Origin of the sequence: Leclercia barmai, assembly GCF_049312895.1 — a bacterium.
GTDB lineage: Bacteria > Pseudomonadota > Gammaproteobacteria > Enterobacterales > Enterobacteriaceae > Enterobacter > Enterobacter barmai.
On the sequence record NZ_JBMNWZ010000005.1, the window covers coordinates 1 to 12,977 of the forward strand.

Sequence of the window (12,977 nt, forward strand, 5' to 3'; positions counted from 1 at the left end):
CTTACACACAGACTTATCCACAACCACCGTGATATTAGCCGCTGCGCAGGCGGTGAGACGGGGTTCTGAATCATTCGGAGGCTTGCTCTTTTCCTACCAGAACTGTGGTCAGCATAAAGGACAACACCAGTGATATCGCCACGCCTGCCAGGGCGAAGACAAAGTACGGGCCTATATAAGCAGGCAAGCTGAAGATGCTCGACAAGATATAGCCATAAAGACGCACGCCGAAGAAGGCGATGAAGGCAGACGCGAGGGAGCTGGCCACCGTCGCCGCAATCAACGCTTTTTTGTAGCGCGTCAGTACCCCAAAGAGTGCCGGCTCGGTAATGCCCAGCAGCGCAGAGATGGCCGCCGACAGCGTGACGGTCTTCTCCTGACGATTACGGCTCAGGCGCCAGATAGCAAACGTCGCCCCCGCAATCGCCATATTGGCCATAAACATCATCGGCATCAACATGTCGTAGCCACGGTCGCTGAAGTTCTGCAGGGCGATGGGCGTCATCGCGTGATGCATCCCGGTCAGGATCGCCACCGGACGGATGGCCCCAACAATGAGCCCGGCAAAACTGGCCGACACACCAAACAGCCCTTCTATAAAGAAGGCGAGTCCTTTACCCAGCCAGATGCCGATGGGGCCGATCACCACCAGCGCCGCCAGCGCACCTATAAAGAGGGTGAGCGTGGGCGTAAATACGGTTTTGAGCACATCCGGCATAATGCTGTCGACCCAGCGATGGATATAGCTCAGTGCCAGCACCGAGAAAATCACCGGAATCACGCTCGAAGCATAGTTAAAGACGGATACCGGGATCGCATTCATTAACCAGAGGGCACTCACCGCACCTTCCTGATGTGTCGCCAGCGCTTTCGCTGCTTCTATTAAGGAGGGATACATCAGACAGGCAGCAACCGCTGCGGCGAGATACTCATTCGTTTTAAAAATCTTCGCCGCCGACACCGCAAGAAAGAACGGCAGGAAATAAAAGACGCCGCTGGCGATAAGGTCTATCACCATAACGGTATCGCTTTTTGCCGACACCACCTTAAGCGCGATGAGCCCAGCCAGCAGGCCCTTGATCATCCCAGCCCCGGCAATGGCCGGTACAATCGGACCAAATACGCCCGATACGGTATCCATAAAGAGAGAGACCAGGCTTTTACGCCCCTTTTTTGCCGTTGGTGCATTACTGGCATCCTGACCTAGCACGCTGAGCATTTGCTCGTACCAGCTGTTAACCTTGGGACCGATAATCACCTGAAACTGATCGCTCTGGAGTTGTGCCCCCAGCACACCGGGTACATTTTTGATCGCGTTTTGATCCACTTTATTATCGTCGATTAAATCAAACCGCAGCCGCGTCATGCAGTGCCAGACCTTATTAATATTCCCCTGCCCGCCAACCAGACGAATAATATTATTGATGGCTTCTTGCGTCCCCATAAAGACTCCTGCCTTTATTGTTGTCGTTTTATTGATGCAGTGAGCATAAATAAACCACAACAACAAAACAAACCAATAAAATTTGAAGTCGCTCACAATCAGCCTGCATAAGAGAAACAAAACTGTAGATAACGCAAAATTGGTACGGTTTTTAATTAAAAAAAAACCAAATAACTGACCAAAATAAATAATAAAAAAAACCATTTACCCGCCAACATTTTTGGGGTGATGATATTCCCATTCTGTATTTCCACAGCGCAGCAAAGGAGTTTCTCGTGACGCCTGTGATTATCAAAAATATCGAGTGTTTTATTACCCGCCCGGACCGACATAACCTGGTAACCGTGCGCGTCACAACGGAGCAAGGGCCTGTCGGACACGGCTGTGCCACCTTCCAGCAGCGCCCTCTGGCAGTTAAAACACTTGTTGATGAGTACCTTAAACCGCTGCTGATCGGCCGGGATGCTAACAACATCGAAGATCTATGGCAGATGATGAACGTCAACGCCTACTGGCGTAACGGTCCGGTGATGAATAATGCTATCTCCGGCGTAGATATGGCCCTGTGGGATATCAAAGGAAAACTGGCTGGTATGCCGCTGTATCAGCTGCTGGGCGGGAAATCCCGTGATGCGATCCCCGCTTACAGCCACGCCAGCGGCGAGACGCTGGAAGAGCTGTTTGCCTCGGTCGATAAACTGGTGGCGCAGGGTTATCGACATATCCGCTGCCAGCTCGGTTTTTACGGCGGCACGCCGTCGGCCCTGCACGCCCCGGAAAATCCAACGGCAGGTGCGTGGTTCGATCAGCATGAATATATGAGCAATACCGTGGAGATGTTCCGCGCCCTGCGCGAGAAATATGGCTGGAAGCTCCAGCTCTTACACGATGTGCACGAGCGCCTGTTCCCCCAGCAGGCGGTGCTGCTGGCCAAACAGCTGGAGCCTTATCAGCCCTATTTTATCGAAGATATTTTGCCGCCCCAGCAGAGCGCCTGGCTGGAACAGGTTCGTCAGCAAAGCTGCGTCCCGCTGGCGATGGGGGAGTTATTCAATAATCCGGCGGAGTGGCACGACTTGATCGTAAATCGTCGTATCGACTTTATTCGCTGTCATGTTTCGCAGATCGGCGGTATTACCCCCGCGCTTAAGCTGGCGCATTTATGCCAGGCCTTTGGCGTGCGCCTTGCCTGGCATGGCCCCGGCGATATGACCCCGATCGGCGTGGCGGTAAATACGCACCTGAATATTCATCTGCACAATGCCGCCATTCAGGAGTTTATCCCCCGCTCAGCCACGACCGACAGCGTGTTTCCCGGCGCGCCTGAGGTGAAGGACGGGTTTGTCTACCCGCCGGCCGCACCAGGCATCGGCACCGGCTTTAATGAAGAGCAGGCTTTGGCGTATCCGGTGGTTTATCGCCCGCACGAGTGGACGCAAAGCCGCCTGCCGGACGGCACCATTCATACGCCCTGATTTTGCCGCCAGGCTAAATTATCGCGATTCCAGGGGCTGACGTAAGTGCAGGTGTAGTTGATATCAATGATGTCGCTCACCTCAAATACCCGGCCCCCCTCCAGTATTCCCCGGTTATTGATATGCATTGCCGGCCCGCCTTTTTTGCAGCCCAGCAGCACCGCCTGTTCACGGCTGACGCTGACCGCCCGGTAGGTGGTGAGCATATGGGAAATTACCAGCCCCTTACTTAATACGTACTGCTGAATAGAGCGCTCAATGACCTGTTGATTAAGATCGGGGAAATCGGCGGCGGGCATGCTGGATACCTCCAGCTGTACGGGCTGGTCATCGACATAGCGCAGACGACAAAAGTGCCAGATAAAACTCTCTTCATCGATACCGAAGATCTGCTGTACCGCGCGGTCGGGCCGCGTTTTATGCAGGCTGATCATCCGGTAGCGCATCTGGTCGAATCGCTTTTCCGTGATCGAGTTGTAGATCAGCGGGTTATTGCGGGCGTGCTCGTTGATCCAGATACCCGACCCCTGAACTATCCGCACCACGCCAATGCTCACCAGCTTCTCCAGCGCCTGGCGGATAGTGAAACGTGACACGCCATACTCTTCAGCAAGCTGCCTTTCAGGGGGAAGTTTGCGTGGCCCCGCCGTGGTGTCCTGATAGATTTTGCTCAGCAGATCCTGAGTCACAAACTCTTTCTTTTTCATTATTCGATCCTGAAATCCTTCAACCGTCGCCGGGGTGCGTAAGGGTAACATTTTGCGATCGGTTTATTCAGCATCCCGGCAAACCTTGCGCCAGCAGTTGCGGCCAGACGTTAGCCCAGTCCGAGCCATGCGCCATTCCGCCGATCGTTTCTACCCGTGTGCAATTCTCCCCCACCGCCTGCTGAAACCGCCTGGCAACGGCGGGCGGCACGGTAGTGTCATCCCCACCGCTGAAGTGGATCTGCGGCAGACTGCGAAGCGCCGGGGCACTTTCAATGGCGCTCTTAGCCGCGGGCATCGGAGTGACATGATGCAGGGCGTTCACATACGCAATGTCGAGATTTCCCGCCACCGTGCGCAGGGAGCGCACATCGCTCCGCCGTGCCGCCAGCAGCGCGGCAATATTTCCGCCCCCGGAGTAGCCAATCAGATCGATTTTCACCCCGGGATAACGCTGTACAGCCCGGTTAAGCGCCGCGTTCATGGCCTCGATAACCGTAGGTGAGAAGCGATCCTGAGTCCAGATATTGACGCTGCAACGGGCCGGCAAAGGCGGTCCTATAAACTGACAGGGCCGGGCCAGATAAAGCACGCTGGCGTGTTTATCCGCTGCCGCCAGCTTCAGGCCGACGGGATTACGCGGCGTCGGGTTATCGGATGGCGTGGTGCGGTTTTTCCAGGCAAAGCCATCCCCCTCGATGTAGACATGCAGCGTCTTAACCGACGGCGAGATCCGATGCCAGCCGACAATCGGGTAGGGATCTGCGTCAAATTTTTCACTGGTAAGACCACCATGAGCGGCGATCTGCTGCGCGGCGGTGTTGGGATCTACGGAAATACACCCGCTCAATAATAAAGACAAACTAATCAATAAGGTTCCCTGCAAAAGGTGAGGATATATCCTCATGCCGCCACCAGCCTTAACTCAAATTATAAACATTACAAAAAATGTGGAATTAATTCAGCCTGAAATAATTAAGCATCCCTTATTGTTTTCGGCAACAAATTGTATATTCTGCGCCCGAAGATATCGGATTAATCCGAAGAAATCGCCCCAGCATTTTGCACAACATCGCAACTTATGACGGAATACCATGGAAAAGAAACGCCTTAGCCAGCTGATCTCCCTGCTGGTTGCCTCAAGCGCTGCGCAAGCCTTCGCAACGTCTCCCGAGTTAATTATCGACACGCCGACGAGTAATGTTCAGATCGCCGATTCAAAAGAGCTGGTGCACATCACGCAGGCGGGAAGCATTACAGGTACACCTACCACCGCATTAACCCTGAACGCGGACGATACTGTAACCACACTTACCAATGACGGGATCATTAACGGTAGCGTTGATAACCTATTATTGGGAAACGACAATATTGTTCAGATTAATGGAACAGTAGGTACGCTTAACAATAACGGCACCATCTCCAGCCTGAGCCAGTACCAAAACGGCAGCGTCGTGGCGGTGGGTGCAACGGGCGTGGTTGATACCTTCACCAACAGCGGCACCCTTGAGAGCATGCCGGGCTCTTACAGCATCTTCGGGTTTAATAACACCGGGACGCTGAGCAATGCCGGGACTATCGGCACCCTGACCAATACCGCAGATGGCAAGATTGTGGGCTATCGCGGCATCAACAATCTGGGCACCATTGATAACCTGACCAACGCTGGCCTGATCTCTTCCGTGAACAATGAGAACGGCATGTACGTTGGGCAGAAAAGCGCCATTTTTAACAGCGGCACGATTGGCACGCTGCATAACACCGGAACCATTGAAGGCGGCACGACCGACTATTACGGCACCTCCGCTATCATTAACCAGGGCGTCATCAACACCCTCGTCAATGACGATAAAATCAACGGCAGCTCCTACGGCATTATCAACTCCGGCACCCTCGGCACCCTTGAAAATAACGGTACCATCACCGCCAATGACACCGCTGTGTACAACAACAGCAGCAACAGCAAGATTGGCACCATCGAGAATAATGGTGAAATCTCAGGTAACTGGAGCGGGATCTACATCTGGAATTACAACAACCAGGGCAACACCGAGATCGTCAACAACGGTCAGCTAAGCGGTGGCGGCTATGCCCTGTTTGTAAACGGCAATAACAGCGACACGGTGACCCTCAATAATACCGGCACCGTGACCGGTGATATCTACTCCACCAGCGCGACGCCATTAACCATTAACGGCGGCGCCAACATGGGTACCCTGACCGGCCTCGACGGCGCGACGGGCACTATTACCGCCTCCAACGTGACATTCGGCAGCGGCGCCCTGCTGCTCAACGACAACATCAGTACCTTTAGCAGCATCCCCGAGTATGGCCTGATGTCAGTGCAGATGAGCGACGAAGTCGACGTGACGCCCGGCATCGTGCTGAACGAAGCCGCGTCCCTGCAGGTGAATAACAGCCTCAACATCCTGGGCGATTACCATCAGAAAGCGGCCGCCACGCTGATCTCCGGCGTCTCCGATCTGGCCGTGGCTGGCGGCGATCTGCTTGCCGACGCGGGCTATGGTCGTCTGAACGTCAGCGGCAACGCCACTATCGACGCGGGCTCCAGCATCAACCTGCTGCGTACCGGCAGCACCTATCAGTTCGCCGAAGGGCAGCGTTACGTGGTGATCAATGCCGCAGGTGCGCAGACCGACTATCACGCTGACCAGCTGAACTACAAAGCGCTCGGCTACCGTGGCACTGTTAATGGCACCGTCTATGAAGACGCCCAGAGCAAAGCGCTGGTGTTAACCCTGGGCGCAGAGCCGGTCACTCCCGATCCGGTAGAGCCGCAGCCTGAACCTCAGCCTGAGCCGACACCAGAAGTCACTCCGCCGGTGGTCACAGAGCCGGAAGTCACCCCGCCGGTGGTGACAACGCCAGTGCAGCCGACGCAGCCTGCGCCATCACAGCCAGCCCCTGCCCAGCCGGGCAAGCAGGGTTATGCCACTATCCCAAGCGCCACCGCTTCACTCGGCGGCCTGGCGAGCTATTCCGGTATCGCCTCTCCGGAGCTGCTGAACCTGTATAACGCCTCGCTGGCGATTGAAGGTAAAAAGGAGGCGAACCGCGTTGGCGAGCGTCTCTCTACCAGCCAGAACCTCAACACCAGTTCAGCGGCAACCGTTGCCACCTCTACTGCTCAGGCCGTAGTGGGTGCTCACATCGATGCCGTTCGTAACCCGCAAGCCTCCGGCGTCAGCGGGGTAGCAACCGGTGACGACTACGCGAATAACTGGCTCGTCTGGGGACAGCCGTTCGGCGGCTATGCCCGACAGGACAGCAGCGACGACGTGAGCGGTTACTCAGCGAAATTTGGCGGCCTGATCATCGGTGCCGACCGCGCGCTGGGCGACGACTGGCGTCTGGGTGCGGCGCTGAACTACAGCAACACCTCCGTGCACGGTAAAGACAACCTGAGCGGCAACAACTCCACCGCCGACAACTACGGGGTGATTGGTTACGCGGGCTACACCGGAAATCCGTGGTACCTGAACCTTTCCGCGGGCCTGAACCGTCAGAACTACAGCTCGGTTCGCCGGGCAGATTTCACCGGCTTCTCCGGCGCGGCCCACGGCAAGTTCAACGGTCAGTCCGTTACCCTGCAAGGTGAGTTTGGCTACCCGATCGCGCTGCCAGCCGACGTGGTCCTGACTCCGCTGGCGGGCCTGACCTACGGCTATCAGCATGTTGATGGCTACAGCGAAACCGGCGGCAACGGTATGGCGCTGGATGTGAGCAGCACCCACAGCCAGTCGGTCGTGAGCGATATCGGTGCCCGCATCGAGAAGACCTTCGCCACCGGTCTGGGTAACCTGACGCCGTTCGCCCAGGTCTCGTGGATCCACCAGTACGATAACCGTCAGGTCAGCAGCCATGCGACCTACGCCGCCGACGCCATCGGTGAAACCAGCTTTATCACCAAAGGTGCCTCACCGGTGGAAGATATGGCTGGCATCGCCATCGGCAGCACGCTTTACGACGCCAACGACCTGAGCTTCGACGCACGTTACGATCTGCAGGCCGGCGACCGTTACCAGGCGCACACCTTCAGCCTGCGTTTACGCAAGTCGTTCTGATTGTTATAAACGATCAACGGGGCCCACAGCGGCCCCGTTTTTTTATGCCCGGCGTAAAATGTTGTGTTTTTCGCCGGGCAGATCGATAGTGTCTGTTTTACTAAACACTTAAATAACATGACACAATCCGCTCTCTCCTCTGCATTAAAGGTCGGCGCGCTGCTTCTGCTGCTGATCCTCATTTATACCGGCCTGTATACCCAGGACCGCATCACCTGGCTAATGGAAGTGACCCCCGTCATCATCATCGTGCCGCTGCTGCTGGCCACTCAACGCCGCTACCCGCTGACGCCCCTGCTCTACTTCCTGATTTTCTGGCACGCCATCATCCTGATGGTGGGCGGAATGTACACCTACGCCAAAGTGCCCGTGGGCTTTGCCGTGCAGGATATGTTCCACCTGAGCCGTAACCCCTACGACAAGCTGGGGCACTTTTTTCAGGGGCTGGTCCCGGCGCTGGCGGCACGGGAGATCCTGGGGCGCGGCGGCTACGTCAGGGGCAATAAGATGACGGGCTTTCTGGTGTGCTGCGTGGCGCTGGCGATCAGTGCCACCTACGAGCTAATCGAATGGTGGGCGGCGCTGGCTATGGGGCAAGGCGCGGATGATTTCCTCGGCACCCAGGGCGATCAGTGGGACACCCAGTCGGATATGTTCTGCGCCCTGCTCGGCGCGCTCACCACGGTGCTGCTGCTGGGAAGATGGCATCAGCGCCAGCTTACGCCTTCAGGCTGATCCCACTCTCTGCCAGCACGCCCATTTCGCAATACATGGCCCCGGCGGCGCTGACGATCGACATCGCCAGCGCTGCCCCGCTTCCCTCGCCGAGACGCAGATCCAGGTAGAGATAGGGGGTTAACCCGAGGTGTTCCAGCGCCCGCTGGGACCCTTTTTCCGCCGAGAAATGCGACGGAATGCAGTAGTTTTTCACCTCGGGCGCAATCTGGCAGGCGACTATTGCCGCGGCATAGGAGAGAAAACCGTCCAGCACCACCGGCAGCCCGCAGGCTCCCGCCCCGAGGATCACGCCGGTCATCCCCACCAGGTCGTAGCCGCCCACTTTCGCCAGCACGTCGATGGCATCGGCAGGGTTGGGCTGATTCACGTCAATGGCCTGGCGCACCATCGCCTCTTTATGCGCCATCCGCTCCGCCGGCAGGTTCGCGCCGATACCCACAACCTCATGGGGATCGCAGCCGCACAGCACGCTGATAATGGCCGACGCGGGCGTGGTGTTGGCCATACCGAGCTCGCCGGTGCCAAACACCGCAATACCCTCTGCCGCACGCGTTTGCACCAGCTGTGCGCTACGCAGCAGCAGGTGCTCCGCCTCAGAGCGGCTCATCGCCGGGCCACGGGCGATGTTGCCGCTCTTGCGCCCCACCTTCAGGCTCAGCATCCCGTCGATGGGCTCGCAGTCGATGCCGATATCTACCGGCAGTACCGAGGCACCGTTACTTTTCGCCAGCACGCAGACCCCGGAGGTGCCTTTGAGCATGTTCAGCGCCTGCAGATGGGTGACCTGCTGCGGGCTGATAGCCACCCCCTCGTCGTAAACGCCATGATCGGCGCACATCACCACGATCTCTTTTTGCAGGTTGTCGAGCCGGGTTAACCCCGGCATCCCCGCCAGCTGGATCGCCAGCGTCTCGAGGCGGCCCAGGCTGTTGAGCGGCTTCACTAAACCATCGATATGCGCCGCTGCCAGCGCCTGCTTGTGCTGATCCAACGGCCGAATGGCGGCCACCAGGTCCTGTATTGTCTGCATGCTTGTTCTCATTCTTCTGCCCGGAAAGGGCTGCGGTCGTTAAAAACACGTAACACCATAAACCCGTCGCGATTTTCTACCATCGTGTACGCATCCTGCTTAAACGGGAAATGCCATAACGATTCTGTCGGCATGCGTAACCAGTGGGCCAGCAGCAGGCTGAGCACCCCCTGATGCGCCACGATCAGCATATCGCCCGGCTCCTTGCGCAGGGCTAACTCTTCCGCCACCGCCTTCACCCGTTCGGCAAAGTGGGTAAACGGCTCGCCGTCGGTCGGGGTGGCGTTTTGCCAGTCATCTATCCAGCGCTGCCAGGCTTCCGGCTCCTCTTCGGCGATGTCGCTGAAATGGCGCATCTCCCAGCGGCCAAAATCCATCTCGTTCAGCCGGGGGTCGAACCCGGTGATGGGGACGATTAGCTCGGCGGTCTGCTGGGCGCGCGTGAGCTGGCTGGAAAGCACCTGGCTGAAAGCGACTTCCGCCAGCAAACCGGCCACGCGGGTGCTCTGCTCAATGCCGAGCGGCGTCAGGGGAACATCTGTGCTGCCGTAAAACAGGCCGCTGGCGTTGGCCGCGGTCTGCCCGTGACGAACCAGAAAAATTCGCATGCGTTACACCCACAGTAAGGCCAGCAGAAACACCATCTCGGCGGTCTCTGCCAGCGCACCCAGCGTATCCCCGGTCTGCCCGCCCAGACGACGGCGGATAGAGTGCACCAGCGCGTAGCTCACGACGTAAGTGACCAGGATGGCCGCCAGCCCGTGGATGCCGGCGATCAGCCCCACGGCGATCGCCCCGGCCAGCAGCGTGAGCGCCGTTTTCCGCAAGCCTACCTGGCCGATATAGAGACTGCCCATCCCTTCCCCCTCGCGGGCGTAGCGCTGGCCGTACATCCCCAGCACCAGCACGGCGCGCCCGGCAATGGGGGCGCACACCAGCAGCGAGAACCACTCCTTCAGCGGAAGCTGCGCCAGGGTAAAGACCGCGCAGACCTTAATCAGAATGGAGAAGACCAGCGCCAGGCCGCCAAAGGTGCCGAGCCGACTGTCCTTCATGATCTCGAGCATCCGCTCCCGGGTGCGGGCGGAGAAGATGCCGTCGCAGGTATCGGCCAGCCCGTCCAGATGGAACCCGCCGGTCAGCAGCACCAGCGCCAGCACGTATGCCGCGGCAGCGATGTAGATGCCGCCCCCGGTCTGGTTCACCACCACCGCCACCAGCCCGGCCAGCACGCCAATGATGGCGCCAATCAGCACAAACCACGGCACCCCACGGGCAAGCTGGCGAAACTCCACCCCGTCGGCCCATTTTTCCGGCACCGGAATACGTGACATCAGGCGCAGCGTCGCCCATAACATCGCTAAGTTCATTTGATTTTCACTCCAATCCCTGAGACCACCAGCCAGACCTCTTCTGCCGCCCGGGCCAGTTTTTGATTCGCTCGTCCGGCGATGTCGACAAAATGCCGCGCCAGACGGTTTTCCGGGGTGATGCTCATCCCCAGTTCGTTAGTGACGATATAGACCGGGGCGCGGGTTTGCTGGCAGGCGGTAATCAGGGCGTCGATCTGCTGCTGCAACCCCTTCTCCAGCGCGTCAAAATCCAGCGTATCGGGATCGGCTCCGCCGGAAGCGTCGTACAGCAGGTTCGCCAGCAGGGTGGTGATGCACTCGATCACCACCGCTTCGCCCGGCTGCACCTGCTGGCGGATAACCGCATCCAGATCGCGATAACACTCCAGCGTGCGCCAGTGGGCTGGCCGCTGGGCGCGATGCCGGGCGATACGCGCCGCCATTTCATTATCGGTAACGGTGGAGGTGGCGATATATAACACCTGTGAATACTGGCGGGCGACCAGCCCCTCAACGTGGGCGCTCTTACCGCTGCGCGCCCCACCGGTCACAACAATCATTCCCTGCACTCCTGATGCTCACGCATGATCTGATAAATCTTCGCCATATCAATGTGCTGGCGCATGGTCTGCGCCAGCCGGTCAAACTGCTGTGCTTTATAGCTGGCGTATTGTGGCGCGGATCCAAGAGGAAGTAACCCCTTCCGTGCCCGCAGGCTGTCCACCAGCGTACGGGTGAACGTATCGTTGTCGAACAGGCCGTGCAGATAGGTGCCCCACACCAGCCCGTCGTCGCTCACGGCGCCGTCGGCCACCGCCCCCTCTTTTTGCAGCCACAGCGCCGGTTGCGCGCCCTCGGCCAGCGTGGTTTGCCCCATGTGGATCTCGTAACCCTGAAGCGTCATCCCGGCAAGCGGTGCCAGCCAGCCCGGCAGCGTTGCGGCCATTTGCGCGCTGACCTGGGTGGTGGTTTTGTGCGGGGCAAACCGGGTGACGGTATTGAGCAGCCCCAGCCCCGGCATGCGCCCGAGGCCGGATTCGATTTCGTCAATCAGGGTATCGCCCAGCATCTGATACCCGCCGCAGATACCCAGCAGCGGCACGCCGTCGCGGTGTCGTTGCAGCAGGGCGTGGGCCATGGCGCTTTCGCGCAGCCAGTTCAGATCGTGAAGGGTGTTTTTGCTCCCGGGCAGGATCAGCAGGTCGGCACCCGCCAGCGCTTCAGGCTGGCTGACGTAGCGCACCCATACATCCGGCTGCGCTGACAGCGCATTAAAATCGGTGAAGTTGGCGATATGGGGTAAGTGCACCACCGCGATGTCGATAGCGCGAGCCTGGAACTGGCGCGCACTGCCCCGCTGGAGCGCCACGCCATCCTCCTCTTCCAGGTCGAGATCCAGCCACGGCATCACCCCCAGCACCGGTACGCCGGTGAGGGACTCAATCTGCTGTAACCCGGAATAAAGGAGCGCCACATCGCCGCGAAATTTGTTGATGATGACCCCTTTGACCCGCCAGCGCTCGTGATCCTGCAACAGCGCCAGGGTGCCGTAGATGGCGGCAAACACCCCGCCGCGATCGATATCGGCCACCAGGATCACCGGGCATCCGGCGAGCTCCGCCATTCCCATGTTAGCGATATCCCGATCGCGCAGGTTGATCTCCGCCGGGCTCCCGGCCCCTTCCAGCACCAGGATGTCATACTCCTGCGCCAGGCTCTGATACACCCCGGCGATCTGCTCGCGCAGACGCGGCTTGAAGTCGTGATAGCGGGCGGCATCCATATTGCTTGCCACCTCGCCCATCAGCACCACCTGGGCCTGACTGCCCGCGGCGGGTTTGAGCAGAACGGGGTTCATGCGCACATCCGGCACAATCCCGGCGGCTTCGGCCTGCATGATCTGCGCCCGGCCCATCTCTTTGCCGTCCGGGGTGATCCCGGAGTTGAGCGCCATGTTTTGCGATTTAAAGGGGGCAGTGCGCCAGCCATCCTGATAAAAAATGCGGCACAGGCCCGCGGCCAGCACGCTTTTACCTACGTCGGACGCGGTTCCCTGCAGCATTATTGCCTGGGTCATGCACTCTCCTGTTTATAAAGCCCCGATAGCGCGACGCGTGCGCATCGGCATACTGTTTCACGGCGCGGG

The 12,977-nt window shown here is 58.5% G+C and carries 11 protein-coding genes; 3 read left to right on the forward strand and 8 right to left on the reverse strand.

Features of this window, described 5'->3' with window-relative positions:
* Positions 1-70: 70 nt before the first annotated feature.
* A complete protein-coding gene (locus ACOYA6_RS17550) occupies positions 71-1,444 on the reverse strand; it encodes a PTS transporter subunit EIIC (protein ID WP_422655113.1) in 1,374 nt (457 codons plus the stop codon).
* A gap of 275 nt (positions 1,445-1,719) precedes the next feature.
* On the opposite strand from ACOYA6_RS17550, the gene ACOYA6_RS17555 reads away from it, so the two are divergent.
* Positions 1,720-2,919, forward strand: coding sequence for an enolase C-terminal domain-like protein (locus tag ACOYA6_RS17555; protein ID WP_138370204.1), 1,200 nt, complete (start codon positions 1,720-1,722; stop codon positions 2,917-2,919).
* Here the strand turns inward: ACOYA6_RS17555 and ACOYA6_RS17560 are convergent.
* Both ACOYA6_RS17560 and ACOYA6_RS17565 read right to left on the reverse strand, forming a co-directional pair.
* Complete coding sequence (locus ACOYA6_RS17560) at positions 2,907-3,626, reverse strand: GntR family transcriptional regulator (RefSeq protein ID WP_039031828.1); 720 nt, start codon at positions 3,624-3,626, stop codon at positions 2,907-2,909. The two genes, ACOYA6_RS17555 and ACOYA6_RS17560, sit on opposite strands and share 13 nt — an antisense overlap.
* Positions 3,627-3,693: 67 nt before the next feature.
* Complete coding sequence (locus tag ACOYA6_RS17565; protein ID WP_422655114.1) at positions 3,694-4,533, reverse strand: alpha/beta hydrolase; 840 nt, start codon at positions 4,531-4,533, stop codon at positions 3,694-3,696.
* Between the two features lie 187 nt (positions 4,534-4,720).
* Here ACOYA6_RS17565 and ACOYA6_RS17570 point away from each other — a divergent pair, with 187 nt between their 5' ends.
* Entirely contained in the window at positions 4,721-7,711 is a 2,991-nt protein-coding gene (locus ACOYA6_RS17570; protein ID WP_422655115.1) for an autotransporter family protein, read from the forward strand.
* Between the two features lie 117 nt (positions 7,712-7,828).
* Complete coding sequence (locus tag ACOYA6_RS17575; RefSeq protein WP_422655116.1) at positions 7,829-8,446, forward strand: DUF2238 domain-containing protein; 618 nt, start codon at positions 7,829-7,831, stop codon at positions 8,444-8,446.
* On the opposite strand, the gene cobT is transcribed toward ACOYA6_RS17575, so the two are convergent.
* The 5 genes from cobT to ACOYA6_RS17600 are packed head-to-tail and all read right to left on the reverse strand — an operon-like array spanning position 8,430 to position 12,908.
* Positions 8,430-9,479, reverse strand: coding sequence for a nicotinate-nucleotide--dimethylbenzimidazole phosphoribosyltransferase (cobT, locus tag ACOYA6_RS17580; RefSeq protein ID WP_422655117.1), 1,050 nt, complete (start codon positions 9,477-9,479; stop codon positions 8,430-8,432). The genes ACOYA6_RS17575 and cobT overlap by 17 nt on opposite strands.
* An 8-nt stretch (positions 9,480-9,487) precedes the next feature.
* Entirely contained in the window at positions 9,488-10,087 is a 600-nt protein-coding gene (locus tag ACOYA6_RS17585) for an adenosylcobalamin/alpha-ribazole phosphatase (RefSeq protein ID WP_223074629.1), read from the reverse strand.
* Between the two features lie 3 nt (positions 10,088-10,090).
* Positions 10,091-10,849, reverse strand: a complete 759-nt coding sequence (cobS, locus tag ACOYA6_RS17590; RefSeq protein ID WP_039031823.1) for an adenosylcobinamide-GDP ribazoletransferase — start codon at positions 10,847-10,849, stop codon at positions 10,091-10,093.
* A complete protein-coding gene (gene cobU, locus ACOYA6_RS17595; RefSeq protein ID WP_422655118.1) occupies positions 10,846-11,391 on the reverse strand; it encodes a bifunctional adenosylcobinamide kinase/adenosylcobinamide-phosphate guanylyltransferase in 546 nt (181 codons plus the stop codon). The genes cobS and cobU overlap by 4 nt, the downstream gene beginning before the upstream one ends.
* On the reverse strand, positions 11,388-12,908 hold the full coding sequence (locus tag ACOYA6_RS17600) for a cobyric acid synthase (RefSeq protein WP_422655119.1): 1,521 nt from the start codon (positions 12,906-12,908) through the stop codon (positions 11,388-11,390). The genes cobU and ACOYA6_RS17600 overlap by 4 nt, the downstream gene beginning before the upstream one ends.
* Positions 12,909-12,977: the final 69 nt, after the last annotated feature.

What these genes read in the sequence shown, in the direction of transcription:
- ACOYA6_RS17585 (WP_223074629.1), bottom strand. Translation starts at nt 10,087, where the DNA reads ATGCGAATTTTTCTGGTTCGTCACGGGCAGACCGCGGCCAACGCCAGC.
- ACOYA6_RS17560 (WP_039031828.1), bottom strand. Translation starts at nt 3,626, where the DNA reads ATGAAAAAGAAAGAGTTTGTGACTCAGGATCTGCTGAGCAAAATCTAT.
- ACOYA6_RS17550 (WP_422655113.1), bottom strand. Translation starts at nt 1,444, where the DNA reads ATGGGGACGCAAGAAGCCATCAATAATATTATTCGTCTGGTTGGCGGG.
- cobU (WP_422655118.1), bottom strand. Translation starts at nt 11,391, where the DNA reads ATGATTGTTGTGACCGGTGGGGCGCGCAGCGGTAAGAGCGCCCACGTT.
- ACOYA6_RS17600 (WP_422655119.1), bottom strand. Translation starts at nt 12,908, where the DNA reads ATGACCCAGGCAATAATGCTGCAGGGAACCGCGTCCGACGTAGGTAAA.
- cobT (WP_422655117.1), bottom strand. Translation starts at nt 9,479, where the DNA reads ATGCAGACAATACAGGACCTGGTGGCCGCCATTCGGCCGTTGGATCAG.
- ACOYA6_RS17565 (WP_422655114.1), bottom strand. Translation starts at nt 4,533, where the DNA reads ATGAGGATATATCCTCACCTTTTGCAGGGAACCTTATTGATTAGTTTG.
- ACOYA6_RS17575 (WP_422655116.1), top strand. Translation starts at nt 7,829, where the DNA reads ATGACACAATCCGCTCTCTCCTCTGCATTAAAGGTCGGCGCGCTGCTT.
- cobS (WP_039031823.1), bottom strand. Translation starts at nt 10,849, where the DNA reads ATGAACTTAGCGATGTTATGGGCGACGCTGCGCCTGATGTCACGTATT.
- ACOYA6_RS17570 (WP_422655115.1), top strand. Translation starts at nt 4,721, where the DNA reads ATGGAAAAGAAACGCCTTAGCCAGCTGATCTCCCTGCTGGTTGCCTCA.